Source organism: Streptomyces sp. NPDC014991, from assembly GCF_043080665.1.
In the GTDB taxonomy this organism is placed as follows: Bacteria; Actinomycetota; Actinomycetes; order Streptomycetales; family Streptomycetaceae; genus Streptomyces.
In genome coordinates, this window is the sequence record NZ_JBIBVY010000001.1 from 239,547 (window position 1) to 256,160 (window position 16,614).

Here is a 16,614-nt window from a genome sequence, read left to right on the forward strand (position 1 = left end):
TTCTGTGAGCGGCAGAAGTGCTTCGCCACGCGGCGGAAGCAGCGACGGGACGCACAGGTGAGCGCCCACCCCACCACCCTGAACCATCGCGGGGAGCCGCTCCGTAGCCCCCAGGTCCCGTTCCTGGTCCGGCTCCTACTGCGCGTGCAGTACACCCGGGTGGAGATCACTCCGTCCGCGGACGGACCAGCCCCGACTCGTACGCGATCACGACGAGCTGGGCCCGGTCGCGCGCGCCCAGCTTGGCCATGGCCCGGTTGACGTGTGTCTTCACCGTCAGCGGGCTGACCGCGAGGCGCTCGGCGATCTCGTCGTTGGAGTGGCCGCCGGCGACCAGGCCGAGGACCTCCCGCTCCCTGCCGGTGAGCGCGCCGAGCCGTTCGGAGCGGGCCGGATCCGGGCCGTCGCCGTCGTCGCCCCGGGCGAGGAAACGGGCGATCAGCCCCTTCGTGGCGGCCGGGGACAGCAGTGCCTCGCCGCCGGCCGCGACCCGGATGGCGTTGAGCAGCTCCTCGGGCTCGCTGCCCTTGCCGAGGAACCCGGAGGCGCCGGCACGCAGCGCCTGGACGACGTGGTCGTCCACCTCGAAAGTGGTCAGGATGACCACACGGACCTGTCCGAGGGACGGGTCGGCGCTGATCAGCCGGGTGGCGGCGAGGCCGTCGGTGCCGGGCATCCGGATGTCCATGAGGACGACGTCGGGGCCGTGCTCCCGGGCCAGCCGGACCGCCTCCGCCCCGTCGGCGGCCTCCCCCACCACCTCCATGTCGGGCTCGGAGTCGACCAGCACCCGGAACGCGCTGCGCAGCAGCGCCTGGTCGTCGGCGAGCAGGACACGGATCGTCATACGGGCTCCCCCTGGGCCGTCACCGTCTGGACCGGCAGGATCGCATGGACGCGGAAGCCGCCGCCGGGGCGGGGGCCGGTGGTCAGGGTGCCGCCGAGGGCGGTGACCCGCTCGCGCATGCCGAGCAGCCCGTGCCCGCCGCCGGCCTCCGGCGCACCGGGTTCTCCCGGGCCGTCGTCCAGGACGGTGACCTCCACGTCCGGGCCGGCGCGGACGACGCTCACCTCGGCCCTGGCCCCGGGACCCGCGTGCTTCTGCACGTTGGTCAGCGCCTCCTGCACGATGCGGTAGGCGGCCAGGTCGACGGCGGCGGGCAGTCCGGCGGCCCGGTCGGCGCCGACCGCCCGCACCGGTAGGCCGGCGCTGCGGAAGGTGGTGAGGAGGTCCTCCAGTCGGTCCAGGCCCGGGGCGGGCTCGGTGGGGGCCTCCGGGTCGCCGCACTGGCGGAGCAGGCCGACGGTGGCGCGCAGTTCGTTCAGCGCGCTGCGGCCGGCCTCGCGGACGTGGGCGAGGGCCTCCTTGGCCTGGTCGGGCCGCTTGTCCATGACGTGCGCGGCCACACCGGCCTGCACGTTCACCAGGGCGATGTGGTGGGCGACGACGTCGTGCAGGTCGCGGGCGATGCGCAGCCGCTCCTCGGCGACCCGGCGGCGGGCCTCCTCCTCGCGGGTGCGCTCGGCACGTTCGGCACGGTCCCGCATGGCCTGGACGACGGCGCGGCGGCTGCGTACGGCGTCCCCCGCGGTGGCGCCGATACCGGTCCAGGCCAGGACGCCGAGGTTCTCCTGGGCGTACCAGGGCAGCGGGCCGGCGAAGACGGCGGCGGCCGTCAGCACGGTCATGGTGAGCAGGCCGAGGCGCCAGGTGGTGGCGCGGTCCGTGGTCGAGGCGACGGTGTACAGGGCGACGACGGCGGACATCGCGACCGGGGCGCGCGGGTCGCCGGTGACGCACTCGACCACGGAGACGGTGCCGGTGAGGGCGAGGACCGCCTTGGGGTCGCGGCGGCGCAGGACGAGCGCCGCGGCACCGACCAGCATCAGCAGGAGGCTGAGGGTGTCGGGGACGCGTACGCCCCAGGTCACGCCGTTCTCCCGCCGGGGCACGACGAAGGAACCGGCGACCATGCAGGCCAGCACGCCCGCGGCGAGCGCCGCGTCCAGCGCGAGGGGGTGGGCCCTGAGGCTGCACCGGGCGCGTTCGAGAGTGCTCACGGTGTGAACAGTACGGGCCGGCCCCGTGCCGGTCAGCCACACGGACGAACGCCGCCCACCGGCACTCCCCGAGGACCCCGCTGCGGCGGGAACGCCGGTGAGCGCGGTCTCGGCGACGACACCGCGGGCAGGCACCGCACCGTCCACGGGGGTGGGCCGGGCCCGGGCCGCACGAGGGCCGCAGGCCAGGCGGGAAGGGCACCGGCGGTCCGGGTCCGCCGCCCCCCGAGCCCCGTCTCCCGGGAGCCCGACGGCCGGAGCCGCTGCCACGCGGGACCACCGCGCAACCACGGCCACCGCTACCGCCGGGCCCGTGCCGGCGTGGCCGGGGGCGTCGGGTGGCCGGGGGCGTCGGGTGGCCGGCGTCAGCTGGGGATCAGGCCGTCGTCGCTGAGCAGTTCCCGGACCTCCTCCAGCGTCGCGTCCGGCGACGGCAGGATCAGTTCCGAGGGTTCCAGCGCGTCGTCCGGCAGCGGGGTGCCGAGCCGGCGGACGGCGTCCAGGAGAGCGGTCAGCGTGCGGCGGAAGCCCTCGCCGTCACCGCTCTCCATCTCGTCGAGCAGCTCGTCGTCCAGCCTGTTCAGCTCGGTGAGGTGGGCGTCGTCCAGCTCGACCTGGCCCTCCCCCATGATCCGTACGATCACGTCGGCCTCCTCGGCTCGGTCCCGGCGCGGGGCTACTGCTTGTCGAAGCGCGGGGTGTCCTGCGGCTGCTGCTGGGTCTGTCCCTGGCCGGTACCGCCCTCGATGGCCTGCTGCGGGGAGCCCCCGGCCAGCTCCGCCTTCATGCGCTGGAGTTCCAGCTCTACATCCGTACCACCGGAGAGCCGGTCCAGCTCGGCCTGGAGGTCGTCCTTCTGCATGCCGGAGGGGTCGTCCAGGGCGCCGGAGGCGAGCAGTTCGTCGATGGCGCCGGCCCGGGCCTGGAGCTGGGCGGTCTTGTCCTCCGCACGCTGGATGGCCAGCCCGACGTCGCCCATCTCCTCGGAGATGCCGGAGAAGGCCTCGCCGATCCGGGTCTGGGCCTGGGCGGCGGTGTAGGTGGCCTTGATGGTCTCCTTCTTCGTGCGGAAGGCGTCCACCTTGGCCTGGAGGCGCTGGGCCGCGAGGGTGAGCTTCTCCTCCTCGCCCTGGAGGGTGGTGTGCTGCGTCTCCAGGTCCGTCACCTGCTGCTGGAGGGCGGCGCGCCGGGACAGCGCCTCGCGGGCCAGGTCCTCACGGCCGAGCGCGAGCGCCTTGCGTCCCTGGTCCTCCAGCTTGGAGGACTGCTGCTGGAGCTGGTTGAGCTGGAGCTCCAGGCGCTTGCGGCTGGTCGCCACGTCGGCGACGCCGCGCCGCACCTTCTGGAGCAGTTCCAGCTGCTTCTGGTAGGAGTAATCGAGGGTCTCGCGCGGGTCCTCGGCCCGGTCAAGGGCCTTGTTCGCCTTCGCGCGGAAGATCATCCCCATACGCTTCATGACACCGCTCATGGGCTTCGCGCGCCCCCTTCTGACGGACTCCAGCTCACCGATCCTGCGACAGGACCCACAGTACGGGCCCTGCCTCCATTACCGCACTGTTCGGGGAGTGATGCGCTCATCCCCGAGGACGACTGCGGTCCGCACCGCTCCGGCGTAAGGAGTAGGTGGTCGTACCGGAGCGCCCGCTCCCGTGTCCTCTCTGTCCCCTTGAGGACGTCCGGTGTTGCCGGATCGTTCCCCGCGTGGCGAGGGACCATGCCGGTGCAGCGCTTACCCTTGGGTTTTGTGTTCCGTAGCCGTGCCAAGGAAGAGAAGGCCCCGACCGCCGACAAGGCGCAGGTGACCCTCTCCAAGCAGCCCCGTGACCCGCAGGCCCCCAAGGGACGGCCCACGCCCAAGCGCAGTGAGGCCCAGTCCCAGCGCCGCAGCGTGGCCAGTACCCCGACGAACCGCAAGGAGGCCGCGAAGCGGCAGCGTGAAGAGCGGCGCCAGGCCCTGGAGCGGCAGCGCCGGGCGCTGGCCGGCGGGGACGAGCGTTATCTGCCGGCCCGGGACAAGGGCCCGGTCCGCAAGTTCGCCCGGGACTGGGTGGACTCGCGGTTCAACGTGGCGGAGTTCTTCCTGCCGCTCGCCGTCGTGATCCTCGTGCTGAGCGTGGTGAGGGTGCCCGCGATCCAGAGCGTCGCGCTGCTGCTGTGGCTGATCGTGATCGTGCTGATCGTGCTGGACGCGGCCGTCAGCGGCTTCCGGCTGAAGAAGCGGCTCAAGGAGCGCTTCCCGGACGAGAACACGCGGGGCGCGGTCGCCTACGCCCTGATGCGGTCCCTTCAGATGCGCCGGCTCCGGATGCCGAAGCCGCAGGTCAAGCGCGGAGAGCGGCCCTGAGCGCAGAGGCTTGCACCGGGGACGCGGCGTCCGCCCGGCCGACGGGGCCCGGCGGGCTGCGTGAGGTCGTACGGCAGGAGCTGCTGGCCCGGCAGCTGGATGAGCAGATAGCCGGGCGCTTCCCGGTCGGGCGGCGGCTGCGGGTGCTGGACGTGGGCATGGGGCGGGGCGCGCAGGCGCTGCGGCTGGCCCGGCTCGGTCACCAGGTGACCGGGGTCGAGCAGAACGCGGCGCTGCTCGCCGCCGCCCGTGAGGCACTCGGCCGGGAGCCGGAGGGCATCCGGGAGCGGGTCCGGCTGCTGCAGAGCGACGGCCGGGACACCGGCGTGCACTTCCTGCCGGGCAGTTTCGACGTGGTGCTGTGCCACGGCGTGCTGATGTACGTGACGGAGCCCGATCCGCTGGTGGCCGGCCTGGCGCGGATGCTGGCGCCGGGCGGTCTGCTCTCCCTGCTGGTCCGCAACGGCGACGCGCTCGCCATGCGGCCGGGTCTCGGCGGGGACTGGGCGGGCGCGCTGGCCGCCTTCGAAGCCGCCGCCCACCTCCCCCGCGCCCGGACGGACCCGGACGGCGGGACTCCCGTCCGGCTCGGTACGGACGTCCGGGCCGACCGGCTGGCGACGCTCACCGCCACGCTCGACGGCATCGCGGCCCCGCTGCACGCCTGGTACGGCGTCCAGGTCTTCACGGACACGGTGGCGGACGGCACGGCGGTCCCGGAGGACCTCCGGACGCTGCTCGCGGCCGAGGAGCGGGCGGGCCGCACGGACCCCTACCGCGGGGTGGCGGCGCTGCTGCATCTGTGCGGCGTACGCGGCTGAGCCCGTTCGGGGGAACAGCACGGGCCGGGTCATCACCGCGCGGTGAGACTCGGGACATGAACTCTTCCCCTGTCCGTGTCCTGCGGACGGCCGTCGTCCGGGCCGCCGCGCTGGCGTGCTGCGCGGCCCTCGCCGCCGGCTGCTCCGGCCCCGCCGCCCGGGCCGGAGCGGACACCGCGACGACCGCCCGGGCGGCCGTGCCGACGTCCGCGGCCGACCTGGAGGGCCAGTACCTGAAGGTCATCGGTCAGGTCCTGCCGTCGGTCGTGCAGATCCAGGCGAGTAACGACCTGGGCTCGGGGGTGGTGTACGACGGCGAGGGGCACATCGTCACCAACGCCCACGTGGTCGGCTCGGAGAAGACGTTCCAGGTGACCACCGCCCACAACCAGGAGCCGCTCACCGCCAGGCTGGTGTACTCCTATCCCGAGCAGGACCTCGCGGTCATCAGGCTGGACCGGCCGCCGGGCGGGCTCAGGCCCGCGGCGTTCGGGGACTCCGAGAAGGTCCAGGTCGGCCAGATCGTGCTGGCCATGGGCTCGCCGCTCGGGCTGTCGTCCAGCGTCACCCAGGGGATCGTCTCGGCGACCGGACGGACCGTCAGCGAAGGCAGCACCGGCGGTGGTACGGGCGCGACCATCGCCAACATGGTGCAGACGTCGGCCGCCATCAACCCCGGCAACAGCGGCGGCGCCCTGGTCGGCCTGAACGGGCGAATCGTCGGCATCCCGACGCTGGCCGCGACCGACCCGGATCTCGGGGGCGGCGCGGCGCCGGGCATCGGGTTCGCGATTCCCGCGTCCATGGTGCGCACGGTCGCCGACCAGATCATCAAGAAGGGCAAGGTCGTCGACTCCGGGCGGGCCGCCCTCGGCATCACCGCGCGGACGGTGGTGGACGACCACTACCAGCCGGCCGGGGCGGCGGTGGTCAGCGTGCGCGGCGGCGGCCCGGCCGCCCGGGCCGGCCTGCGTCCCGGTGACATCATCACCCGGCTCGGCGACGAGCCCGTCACCTCCATCACCTCGCTCTCCGAGGCCCTGGCGGCGGGCCGGCCGGGGCAGCGGACCACGGTGACGTACCAGCGGGACGGCACGGAGCGGACGGCTCAGGTCACGCTGGGCGAGCAGTGAGGAGGGAGGCGGCCCTCCTCACTGCTCGCCCGATTCACACCTCGGCGTGCAGGCTCATCGGCCCGTAGATCTCGCTGGTCTCCTCGAACAGCCGCACCTGGTCGGCCCCGCCCTCCCGCAGCGTCTTCCAGTGCTCGCCGATCCAGGACTCGGCATCCCCCTGCGTGGTGAAGTCCTCCGGCTGCACGGCCGGCTGGACCTCCGTCCCGTCGGCCGTCTCGAACCGCCACGTCCATGCCGTCATGTGGTCCTCCTTCGATCCAACACGTGCCGGCAGCCTAGCCGGAAGCGCAAGACCTGCGGGGACAGGCGAAAATCAGGGCGTGGAAATCACTCTGCTCGGTACCGGTGCCCCCGCGGGACTGCCTCGCCCCGACTGTTCCTGTGCCGCCTGCGCGACCGCGCTCGGGCCGGACGCGCGGGCCGCGACCGCGGTGCTCGTGGACGGGACGCTGCTGCTCGACCTGACGCCGGGCGCGGCGTTCGCGGCGGCCCGCGCCGGGCAGTCGCTGGCCGGCGTGCGGCAGGCGCTGCTGTCGCATCCGCACGACGGCCCGGCGGTCGAGGTGCCGGCCGGGCTGCCGCAGCCCGGCCGGGTCCCGGACGGGCGGGAGCTGGCGCTGCTGACGGGGCATCGGGTGCGCGCCGTGGCGATGGACGCGGGCGGCACCGGGTACGCGGTGACCGGGCCGGACGGGCAGCGGCTGCTGTACCTGCCGCCGGGCGGGTCGCCGGGCGGCCTGGAGGGGCCGACGGCGCAGTCGTACGACGTGATTCTGGCGGACGTCGTGGGCCGTCCCGACGCGCTCGCCCGGCTCCGCGCGGCCGGTTCGGCCGGCCCGACGACGGACGTGCTCGCCGTCCACCTCGACCACGACGTGCCGCCAGGCGCGGAGTTGCGGCGCCGGCTCGCGGCGGCCGGGGCGCGGGCGGTCCCGGACGGCACGACGCTGACGGCCGGGGCGTACGAGGACGTCCCGGACGTGCCGCGCCGGACGCTGGTGCTGGGCGGGGCCCGCTCGGGAAAGTCCGTGGAGGCGGAGCGGCGCCTGGAGTCCTTCCCGGGGGTGCTGTACGTGGCGACCGGCGGCACGCGGGGCGGGGACAGCGAGTGGGCGGAGCGGGTGGCCACGCACCGGGAGCGGCGGCCGGGGTCGTGGCGTACGGCGGAGACGACGGACCTGGTGCCGCTGCTGGCCGGGGAGGGGCCGCCGCTGCTGATCGACTGTCTGTCGCTGTGGCTGACCGACGTGATGGACGCCGTCGGGGCGTGGGACGACTCGGAGTGGGCGGGCGGGGCGCAGAAGGCGCTGCGGCAACGGGTGCGGGAGCTGACGTCCGCGGTGCGCGCCACGCGGCGGACCGTGGTGGCGGTGTCCAACGAGGTGGGGTCGGGGATCGTACCGGCGACGGCGTCGGGACGGCGGTACCGGGACGAACTCGGGCGGCTGAACGCGGCGTTCGGGGCGCAGTGCGAGCAGGTGGTGCTGGTCGTGGCCGGGCAGGCGCTGGTCCTCAGGGGCTGAGCGGCGCCCGGCTCACCGCGTGTCCTTGCGCGCGACGATCCGGTACGCGTTGGAGAACGGCGTACGGCGCAGCAGGGGCGCCAGCGCGCGGTCCACGGCCCCGGCCAGTGCCGGCACGGGCTCGGCCATGCCTCTCAGCAGCGGGTTGACGTGGGCCAGGGCCAGGACGACGGCCGCCGACAGGTCGTACGGCTGGTGCGGGGTCGTGCGGTCGGTGACGAGCACCGTGCAGCCCTGGGCCCGCAGTTCCGTACGGAGGTTGGCGAGCGGGATCAGGTGCAGATGGCGGGGCTGGCCGTGAGGGAGCCACCACCGGCCGAGGAGCGTGGCGAAGACGCAGCGCGGGTCGGGGGCTTCGACGACCAGGTGACCGCCGGGGCGCAGCACCGTGAGCGCGGCGCGGAGTTCGGCGCGCGGGTCGGGGGTGTGCGCCAGATGGTGGAACATGCTGACGACGTCGTAGCGGGCGCGCAGCCGGGCCGCCGTCCCGGGGGTGGAGAGGTAGCCGCGGTGCGCCTCCTCCACGCGGCCCTCCAGCAGCGCCTGTTCCACGCGGGCCGTCGGGTCCAGGCCGTCGAAGCTGGTGTACGGGAAGAACTCCTTCGCCGCCTCGGGGAAGCGGGCGTGGCCGGTGCCGACGTCCAGCCAGCTCTCCGGTTCGCGCAGTGCCGACAGGCGCCAGGCGGTGGCGCGGTGCCGGCGGCGGGCGACGTGGGCGGGGACGACGCGTTCGGTGAGCCGTTCCAGCTGCCGCTCGTAGAAGTCGCGGTGGAAGAAGGCGAGTCCCTCCGCGCTGAGCCGGGGGTTCTGGAAGGCGTGCCCACAGTCACGGCACCCGTCCAGGGCGAACGTGCCCGGCCGGTGCCGCAGCGGGTCGGGCGCGCGCAGCCGGGTGCGCAGGCGCCGTGAGCCGCACCAGGGGCAGTCCTCGCGGCGCGGCTCCTGGAAGGGGTCGGTGGGGGTGGTGGTCCGGGGGACGAGAGGCGAGGTCGGCATGGGCGGCTCCCTGTGCGACATTCCGCTGCAAACCGGAACGTATGGGATACCGCCCCGAGGTGCAATGACGTAGCGGGTGCGTGGTGACCATGTGGCGCCTCGGCGTTCGTTCGCCGGCTGTACTGTTCGGCGAATGAGCAGGCTTAATCTGGACGACTTCACCGATCTGATCGAGCGCCCGGACGGGGGCGTGCGCCGTGACGCCGAGGCCCGGCGGGAGCGTCAGACCGTGCCGCCCGGGGCACTGGGCCGCCTGGACGAGCTGGGCGAGTGGCTGGCCGCGGCGCAGGGTGCCGTACCGGTACGGCAGGTCGAGCGGCCGCGGGTGGTGCTCTTCGCCGGCGACCACGGCATCGCCGGGCTGGGCGTCTCGGCGCGGCCCGCGGGCGGTGCGGAGCAGCTGGTGCGGGCGGTACTGGAGGGTGCGAGCCCGGTCGCCGTGCTCGCCCGCCGGCTCGAGGTTCCCGTACGGGTCGTGGACATGGCCCTCGACTGCGATCCGCAGACCCTGCCCGCCGACGTGGTGCGGCACCGGGTGCGTCGGGGCAGCGGCCGTATCGACGCCGAGGACGCGCTCACCCTGGACGAGACCGAGGCGGCCCTGCGCGCGGGCGTCGCGATCGCCGACGAGGAGGCCGACTCGGGGACCGATCTCGTGGTGCTCGGTGACATCAGCGTGGGCGGGACCACGGCGGCGGCGGTGCTCGTCGCCGCGCTGTGCGGCACCGACGCGTCGGTGGTGACCGGACGGGGCGGGCTGGCGATCGACGACCTGGCGTGGATGCGCAAGTGCGCGGCGGTCCGGGACGCGCTGCGGCGGGCGCGGCCGGTCCTCGGCGACCAGACGCAGCTGCTGGCGGCCGTGGGCGGGGCGGACCTCGCGGCGATGACCGGGTTCCTGTTGCAGTGCGCGGTGCGCAAGCTGCCGGTGATCCTGGACGGTGTCGTGTCCGCGGCGTGCGCGCTGGTCGCGCAGCGGGTGGCGTTCCGGGCGCCGGACTGGTGGCTGGCCGGCCACGACAGCGGGGAGCCCGGGCAGGGCAAGGCGCTGGACCGGATGGCACTGGAGCCGCTGCTGGCGCAGGGCGTGAAGGTCGGCGAGGGCGTGGGCGCGCTGCTGGCCCTGCCGCTGGTCCGCAGCGCGGCCGCCCTGGCCGCCGAACTGCCCGAGCACCCGGAGCCCGAAGCCGCCCCCCTCCCCCGGCCCGAGTAGACCCGGCCCGAGCAGACCGCCCCCCAACCGTCTCGGCCCGTCACCCGTGTCTCGATGGGGTGGTGTTGTGGGGGGAAATGCCGGGTGGACGGCATCGGCCGGGGGAATGGTTCCGGTTCGCCGGGGTCACGCCCATATGATCCTGCACCATGGGAGATGCCCGAATTGCCGTGGAGCGGCGTGCCGAGGCGGAGCGGTCGGACGGGCGGACGCGGTGGTCCGCCGGGGCTTCCCGGAGGGCCGCCGCCTTCGCCGTCTGGTACCTGCGGACGGTCGCGTTCATCAACTTCCTCAGCGGGGTGTGGGTCTCGCTCGGCCAGGACGTGCGCCGGCACAACCAGGACGACTTCTTCACGCCCTACCTGCTGACGGCCGGCTTCGCCTCCGGTGTGTTCACCGCCTTCCTCGCCATCACCATGCGGCGCAGGAAGCGGGCCGCGTGGATCCTGAACCTGGTGGTGAGCGGTCTCTTCCTGGCCCTGTTCGCGTTCGCCATGGCGTTCCCGGACATCCGGCGGTACGCCCAGAACTGGGTCTCCCTCGCGCTGACGGCCGCCTTCGTGGGGGCGCTGCTCGCCGGCCGCCGCGAGTTCTACGCCAAGGGCGACCGGTCGAACCCCCGGCTCGCGGCCACGGTGGCCGTCGTCGGGGGACTCGCCGCGAGCCTGCTGGCCGGGCTGCTGGTGACGGTCACCAACCAGGCCCCCGACGCGGCCCGTTCGACGTTCCTGGAGCGCTGGCACTACGGCACCCTGCGCCTGGTGTCGGTGTCCGCGCAGGAGTCCCGCTTCCCGGGGATCGACCCGCCCAACTGGACCAACGTCACCGTCAACGTCCTCAGCACGGCCCTGGTCCTCGCCGTGCTCTACGCCGCGTTCCGTTCCCGGCGGGCCGTCGACCCGCTCACCGAGGACGACGAGAAGCGGCTGCGGGCCCTGCTGGAACGGCACGGCGACCGGGACTCCCTCGGCTATTTCGCGCTGCGCCGGGAGAAGAGCGTGGTGTGGTCGCCGACCGGGAAGGCCGCCGTCGCCTACCGGGTGGTCGGTGGGGTGAGCCTGGCGTCCGGGGACCCGATCGGGGATCCGGAGGCCTGGCCCGGGGCGATCGTGCCGTGGCTGGCGGAGGCACGGACGCACGGGTGGATCCCGGCGGTGATGGGGGCCGGTGAGGAGGCCGGCACCGTCTACGCCCGGCACGGCCTGGACGCCCTGGAACTGGGCGACGAGGCGATCGTGGAGGTCTCCGAGTTCACCCTGGAGGGCCGGGCGATGCGCACCGTCCGGCAGGCGCACAACCGGGTGCGGCGGGCCGGGTACCGGGTACGCATCCGGCGGCACGAGGACATCCCGGCGGACGAGATGGCGTACCTGGTGGAGCGCGCCGACGACTGGCGGGACGGCGCGACCGAGCGCGGCTTCAGCATGGCGCTGGGCCGGCTGGGGGACCCGGAGGACGGCCGGTGCGTGATGCTGGAGTGCACGGACGCGCGGGGGCGGCTGCGGGCGCTGCTCTCCTTCGTGCCGTGGGGGCCCAACGGGCTGTCCCTGGACCTCATGCGGCGGGACCGGGACTCCGACAACGGGCTGATGGAGTTCGTGGTCATCGAGCTGCTGCGGCGGGCCGGCGAGATCGGGATCACGCAGGTCTCGCTCAACTTCGCCATGTTCAGGTCGGTCTTCGAACGTGGCGCGCGCCTGGGTGCCGGACCGGTGCTCAGGCTGTGGCGGTCGCTGCTCAGCTTCTTCTCCCGCTGGTGGCAGATCGAGTCGCTGTACCGCGCCAACGCCAAGTACCGGCCCATCTGGGAGCCGCGGTTCCTGCTCTTCGAGAAGAGCGCGGACCTGCTGCGCATCGGCCTCGCCTCGGCCCGCGCGGAGGGCTTCCTGGAGGCGCCGGGACTGCCGAAGTGGCTGCACCGCAGGCACCTGGACACGCACCGGTGAGGAACGTCTGATGGATACGCTCGCCCGCTGGGCCCGCGCCGAGTGGGGGCTGCTGTACGGCACCGTGCGCGCGCCGCTGCGGGAGCGGGGCCCGGCGGCACTGCCGATGACCGTCGGGGTGGTGTGCCTGACGGCGTTCCTCCAGTACGTGCAGAACCAGCCGTGGGGGTACCGGGTGGTGCAGGACCTGGGTGCCGTACGGGCCGAGGACCCGCTGTGGCAGGCCCTGCTGCGCACTCCCCTGTCGCTGTTCGTGCCGGCGCTGGACCTGCCGGTGTGGGGGGCGCTGGCGCAGATCCTGCTCGTGTTCGGGATCGCCGAGCTGTGCCTGGGCTGGTGGCGGACGCTGGTCATCGCGTACGTCGCCACGCTCGCCGGCACCCTGTACGCGCGCGTCGGCATCACGCTCGGCGCGCACGCCCCCTTCGGGCTGCCGTGGACCGACGCGCAGGTGGTGGACACCGGCCCGTCGGCGGCCGTCGTGGGGCTGGCGGTGTTCGTGAGCTGGCGGTACGGCGCCTACGGGACGGCGGGCGCGGTGACCCTGGCGATGGTCGTGGAGGTGCTGGTGAAGGAGAACCTGGCGGGCAAGGAGCATCTGGCCGCGCTGATGGCCGTGGGACTGCTGTGCCTGCTGGCGGCGGTGCGGCACCGGCGCGGTGGCGTGCCGTGCGGGGCCTTCCGTCACCTGCGGCCGGGCAGGCGCGCCGGGCGGGGGTCGGGCTTGCCGCCGATCCAGTCCTGAACGGCGCGGCGCGGCCGGGCCCAGCGGCGGTCGTGGTGGTAGGCGCGCAGGGCCGCCCTGGCGCGGGCGCGGGGACGGCCGCCGTAGAAGCGGCGGGCCCACGCGGAGCCCGGCCGGGCCAGCCGGACGGCGCCGACGAGCGCCACCAGCGGCACGATCGCGCCGAAGATCGCGGTGCGGGTCTTGCCCTTGCCCAGGGCGATGAGCGAGAAGAGGAAGTTTCCGGCGATGGTGGCGACGGCGCTGCCGCGGTCCGCCAGTTCCTGCCGGGTCAGGTCGTTGACGCCGAACGGGGAGAAGCCGGCCAGCAGCAGGCCGACGAGGGCGGCGGTGAGCACGACGACCTCGACGCTCTTGCGGCCCTCCTCGGTCCAGTAGACGTCGTCCAGGTGCAGGATCAGCGCGAACTCGTCCAGGACCAGTCCCGCGCCGATGCCGAACACGACGGCCGCGACGGCCCCGCCGGCACCGTGCCGGTCGCTGGCCACCGCGCCGAAGCCGCCGACGACGCTGAGGACGACCCCGGGGACGACGTGGTGGATGTGCAGGCCGCCCGCCTCGACGTTGCCGAACGGGCCCTTGCCGGCCCGGATCAGGCGGGTGATGACGCGGGTGACGACGAAGGTCAGGACGAACGCGGTGAGGGCGAGCAGCAGGGGCACCTTGCCCGGCTCGACGATGTTCCGCACCCACCAGTGCCCCATAGGCGCAGATTACCCGGATATACCCGACTTTCTCGGCGTGAGGCGGTGCGCCCGGGGGGCGGGAGGCGGCCCCGAGGGCGCCGGGTAACCTGCGCCGGTGCGCACGTCCTCCCCTCTCGACAGTCTCCGCTTCGCCTTCGGCACCCTCACCGTGCTGCCCGTCCGGGTGCGCCGGTGGGACCGGGAGGCCGCCCGCGGGGGCATGCTGTGCGCCCCGGTGGCCGGCCTCGTCGTCGGCGGTTGCGCCGCCGGACTCGGCCTGCTGCTGCTCCTGCTCGGCGCGGCACCCCCGCTCGCCGCCGTCGCCTCGGTCGCCGTGCCGGCCGCGCTGACCCGTGGGCTGCACCTCGACGGGCTCGCCGACACCGCCGACGGGCTGGGCAGCGGCAAGCCGGCCGAGGACGCGCTGAGGATCATGAAGCAGTCGGACATCGGGCCGTTCGGGGTGCTCACCCTGGTGCTGGTGCTGCTGGCCCAGGTGGCCGCGCTGACACAGCTCTACGGCGGTTCCTGGGCGCGGGGCGCGCTGGCCGCCGTCGTCTCGGCGACCGCCGCCCGTCTCGCGCTCACCCTGGCCGCGCGCGCCGGGGTGCCGGCCGCCCGCCCGGAGGGGCTGGGGGCGGCGGTGGCCGGGGTGGTGCCCAAGGGCGCGGCGCTGGGCGTGGTGGCCGGGGTGGTCTGTGCGGCCGGCGCGGCGGGGACCTGCCTCGGCGGGTTCGACAGCGTGCGCACCGCCCTCGCCGTGGCCGCCGCCGTCGCCGTCGCCGAACCACTGCTGCGCCGCTGCGTCCGCCGGTTCGGCGGGGTCACCGGGGACGTGTTCGGCGCGGTCGCGGAGACGGCCGCGACGGCGGCGCTCGTGGTGCTGTGCCTCGGGCGTTAGCCGCCGCCCACGCCGTACGGCGGCGTCCCCCGGGGCCGCGGGACCGTACCCGGCGCCACGCGGCGCGCGCCGGCGCCCTACGGCAGTCTCAGCGTGAGCGCCGTCTGGAGGGCGCCCGGCGTCCCCCACGCCGAGCGTGTGCCCGCGTACGGCGTGCCGAAGGCGCCGGAGGAGAGCAGGAGCTGCTGCCTGGTGCCCTCCGGTGCCGTCACCGGGATCTTCGTACCCGACGGGGCGGTGACCGTCACGGTGTTCCCGACGCGGTAGGCGGTGACCTTGCCGGCGTCGAGGGCGGTCTGCCACCTGGCCCGGTTCTGCAGTTCGGCGCCGATCGCGCTCTGGCGGAGGTTCACGACGGGGGTGTTGTCGGCGAACAGCGCCTGGTAGTCGGCGAGGACCCGGTCGAGCACCGGGTAGAGGATGCGGTCCTCGGCCAGGTTGGACTGGTGGGCGTAGTGCGGTCGGGGGTCGTTGCTCAGGACGTGCCCGAGGTCGGTGTGCGCCTCGGCCGGCACGATGCGGTCGGTGAATCCGGTGGCGGTGTCCAGCGGCTCGGACAGGCAGGTGGAGGCCGGGTTGTCCGTGCAGACGCCGCTGCCGCCGTCGGCCTCGGCGGTGTAGATCCAGTTGTACTCGTCGGCCATCTCGGCCTTGGTGCCGGTGTTGTAGTACACGTTCATCGGGTAGCGGGGCACGGTGAGCGTGCTGCTGCCCACGGGGCGCTGCCCGGACTCGCGGGAGTTGTCGGAGGCGGTCCACTTCACCCCGTTGGCGGCCAGCGCGGGCCCGAGGTTCGGATTGTCCTGCGGCTGCTGCGGCAGGGTCTTCAGGCCGGAGTGCTCACCGGTGACCAGCTCAGCGCGGTCGACGGAGAGGCCGTGCAGGAGTGCCCAGTCGGCGTTGTCGGAGATCTCGCCGGAGACGTCGGAGCGGCTCACCCACCTGGTCGTGCCGTCGGCGTTCTTCGCGCAGCTCCACGGCACGGCCGAGGTGTCCTGCACGCAGCCGAGGAAGAGGTGGGTGTAGGTGTGGTTCACCCAGCGGTAGGCGGCCTTGTCCTTCAGCAGCTGGTCGGCCAGCGGGTCCTTGCCGCCGTTCCCGGCCCTCCACTCCTCGCCGGCGCCCGCGTTGAACGCCATGTCCAGGGTGAAGCCGTGGCTCTGTTCCCACTGGGCCGCGTACTGCGCGTCGGCCGCGGTCATGCGGATCGGTGTCCCGGTCTCCTCGCCGCCGCCCGCGCAGTCGATGTCGCCGGGCGTGCAGTTGCGCTCGGTGTCCCAGCGGGCGTCCGGTGCGAGGACGTCGTCGACGTGGACGGCGAAGTAGTTGCGGGCCTGTCCGAGGTGGACGCCCTGGGTGAGCCACTCGACCATGCCGCGGGCCAGCACCCGGAACTGCTGCTGGTACTGGTTGTAGGCGAAGGTGACGACCAGTTCGCGGCGGCCGTCGTGCGCGTACTCGCCGAGCAGGGTGCCGGTGCCGGAGCCGCCGGGCACGGGGGCGTCGAGGTAGCTGGTGAAGCCGGTGCGGGGCTGGGCGACGAAGCCGTAGCTCTCGTCCGCCGAGGGCGCGTTGTCCTCGAAGGAGAAGGACCCCTTCAGATAGCCGAAGGGGCCCGTCCGGCCGGCCGGGGTGACGGTGGCACCGCGGCCGTCCAGCGGGCCGACGTAACCGTCGTGGTCGGCGTAGTCGAGCCCGACCTCGGGATGGGCCCAGGTGTAGGCGTCGACCTGCGGGATGCCGTAGGTCCTCTCGTACGTCTCCAGGGCCGTCCGCTCGGCGGAGTCCGCGCCGAACGGGGCCTCGTTCGGCAGGACCACGCCCTGGAACCTGGCCCGGGGCCGGCCGCCGACGGTGTCGCTCAGGAAGGCGCCGGTGATCGTGGGGCGTCCGGAGTCGCCGAGGTCGAGCACGGTGTACGGGACGCCCTCGCTCCTCAGCTGGGCGGTGATCGCGCCGGCCGGGCCCGCGCCGTCGTCGACGACCAGCACCCGGAGGTCGACGCGTGGCTCGGCCGCCGCCGAGGCGCCGGGTGCGGCGAGCCCCAGCGTGACGAGTCCCGCGGCCGTGACGGTGACGCCGGCCGCTCTCCAGCGGTGCGCGCGGTGGGCCATGACAGGTTCCTCCCCCCAGAGGATCCGCCACGGTGAGCCCGTGGCGGATCAGTGGCAATCTTGCGAACCGGTGGGTCGTCACCCCGTCGGAACCCGTCGAGTGTGGCGCAGGTCACGTGTGCGGGGGA

General features: G+C 74.2%; 16 protein-coding genes. 8 read left to right on the plus strand and 8 right to left on the minus strand.

Annotation, left to right across the window (positions count from 1 at the left end):
- Positions 1 to 166: 166 nt before the first annotated feature.
- From ACF1BE_RS01075 to ACF1BE_RS01090, 4 genes are all read right to left on the minus strand, one after another.
- Complete coding sequence (locus ACF1BE_RS01075; RefSeq protein ID WP_392196864.1) at positions 167 to 847, minus strand: response regulator; 681 nt, start codon at positions 845 to 847, stop codon at positions 167 to 169.
- On the minus strand, positions 844 to 2,061 hold the full coding sequence (locus tag ACF1BE_RS01080) for a sensor histidine kinase (RefSeq protein WP_392196865.1): 1,218 nt from the start codon (positions 2,059 to 2,061) through the stop codon (positions 844 to 846). Before ACF1BE_RS01080 ends, ACF1BE_RS01075 begins: the two co-directional genes overlap by 4 nt.
- Positions 2,062 to 2,426: 365 nt before the next feature.
- The gene (locus ACF1BE_RS01085; protein WP_392196866.1) at positions 2,427 to 2,705 is read right to left on the minus strand and encodes a hypothetical protein; all 279 of its coding nucleotides are present in this window, start codon (positions 2,703 to 2,705) and stop codon (positions 2,427 to 2,429) included.
- A gap of 32 nt (positions 2,706 to 2,737) precedes the next feature.
- Positions 2,738 to 3,529: a PspA/IM30 family protein gene (locus tag ACF1BE_RS01090; protein WP_121789173.1), complete on the minus strand. Its 792-nt coding sequence runs from the start codon at positions 3,527 to 3,529 to the stop codon at positions 2,738 to 2,740.
- 246 nt (positions 3,530 to 3,775) lie between these two features.
- Between ACF1BE_RS01090 and ACF1BE_RS01095 the strand changes: the two genes are divergently transcribed.
- The 3 genes from ACF1BE_RS01095 (at position 3,776) to ACF1BE_RS01105 (ending at position 6,359) form a co-directional block, all read left to right on the plus strand.
- Positions 3,776 to 4,405, plus strand: a complete 630-nt coding sequence (locus ACF1BE_RS01095) for a DUF3043 domain-containing protein (RefSeq protein ID WP_392196867.1) — start codon at positions 3,776 to 3,778, stop codon at positions 4,403 to 4,405.
- 83 nt (positions 4,406 to 4,488) lie between these two features.
- Positions 4,489 to 5,226 carry a class I SAM-dependent methyltransferase gene (locus ACF1BE_RS01100; RefSeq protein WP_392197387.1) on the plus strand — a complete coding sequence of 246 codons (738 nt, stop codon included), beginning with the start codon at positions 4,489 to 4,491 and terminating at the stop codon, positions 5,224 to 5,226.
- 56 nt (positions 5,227 to 5,282) lie between these two features.
- Positions 5,283 to 6,359, plus strand: coding sequence for a S1C family serine protease (locus ACF1BE_RS01105; RefSeq protein WP_392196868.1), 1,077 nt, complete (start codon positions 5,283 to 5,285; stop codon positions 6,357 to 6,359).
- Positions 6,360 to 6,393: 34 nt separating this feature from the next.
- On the opposite strand, the gene ACF1BE_RS01110 is transcribed toward ACF1BE_RS01105, so the two are convergent.
- Positions 6,394 to 6,603, minus strand: coding sequence for a hypothetical protein (locus tag ACF1BE_RS01110; protein WP_392196869.1), 210 nt, complete (start codon positions 6,601 to 6,603; stop codon positions 6,394 to 6,396).
- 79 nt (positions 6,604 to 6,682) lie between these two features.
- Between ACF1BE_RS01110 and ACF1BE_RS01115 the strand changes: the two genes are divergently transcribed.
- Positions 6,683 to 7,885, plus strand: coding sequence for a bifunctional adenosylcobinamide kinase/adenosylcobinamide-phosphate guanylyltransferase (locus ACF1BE_RS01115; RefSeq protein WP_392196870.1), 1,203 nt, complete (start codon positions 6,683 to 6,685; stop codon positions 7,883 to 7,885).
- 12 nt (positions 7,886 to 7,897) lie between these two features.
- Here the strand turns inward: ACF1BE_RS01115 and ACF1BE_RS01120 are convergent, their stop codons facing one another.
- Complete coding sequence (locus tag ACF1BE_RS01120; protein WP_392196871.1) at positions 7,898 to 8,881, minus strand: class I SAM-dependent methyltransferase; 984 nt, start codon at positions 8,879 to 8,881, stop codon at positions 7,898 to 7,900.
- 133 nt (positions 8,882 to 9,014) lie between these two features.
- Here ACF1BE_RS01120 and cobT point away from each other — a divergent pair, with 133 nt between their 5' ends.
- From cobT to ACF1BE_RS01135, 3 genes are all read left to right on the plus strand, one after another.
- Positions 9,015 to 10,094, plus strand: a complete 1,080-nt coding sequence (gene cobT, locus ACF1BE_RS01125) for a nicotinate-nucleotide--dimethylbenzimidazole phosphoribosyltransferase (protein ID WP_392196872.1) — start codon at positions 9,015 to 9,017, stop codon at positions 10,092 to 10,094.
- Between the two features lie 149 nt (positions 10,095 to 10,243).
- Positions 10,244 to 12,040 carry a phosphatidylglycerol lysyltransferase domain-containing protein gene (locus ACF1BE_RS01130; protein WP_392196873.1) on the plus strand — a complete coding sequence of 599 codons (1,797 nt, stop codon included), beginning with the start codon at positions 10,244 to 10,246 and terminating at the stop codon, positions 12,038 to 12,040.
- Between the two features lie 10 nt (positions 12,041 to 12,050).
- Positions 12,051 to 12,785, plus strand: coding sequence for a hypothetical protein (locus ACF1BE_RS01135; RefSeq protein WP_392196874.1), 735 nt, complete (start codon positions 12,051 to 12,053; stop codon positions 12,783 to 12,785).
- On the opposite strand, the gene ACF1BE_RS01140 is transcribed toward ACF1BE_RS01135, so the two are convergent.
- A complete protein-coding gene (locus tag ACF1BE_RS01140) occupies positions 12,725 to 13,489 on the minus strand; it encodes a hypothetical protein (protein WP_392196875.1) in 765 nt (254 codons plus the stop codon). The two genes, ACF1BE_RS01135 and ACF1BE_RS01140, sit on opposite strands and share 61 nt — an antisense overlap.
- A 97-nt stretch (positions 13,490 to 13,586) precedes the next feature.
- Between ACF1BE_RS01140 and ACF1BE_RS01145 the strand changes: the two genes are divergently transcribed.
- Entirely contained in the window at positions 13,587 to 14,372 is a 786-nt protein-coding gene (locus ACF1BE_RS01145; protein WP_392196876.1) for an adenosylcobinamide-GDP ribazoletransferase, read from the plus strand.
- A 77-nt stretch (positions 14,373 to 14,449) separates the two neighbouring features.
- Here ACF1BE_RS01145 and ACF1BE_RS01150 read toward each other — a convergent pair whose 3' ends face one another.
- Entirely contained in the window at positions 14,450 to 16,486 is a 2,037-nt protein-coding gene (locus ACF1BE_RS01150) for a hypothetical protein (protein ID WP_392196877.1), read from the minus strand.
- Positions 16,487 to 16,614: the final 128 nt, after the last annotated feature.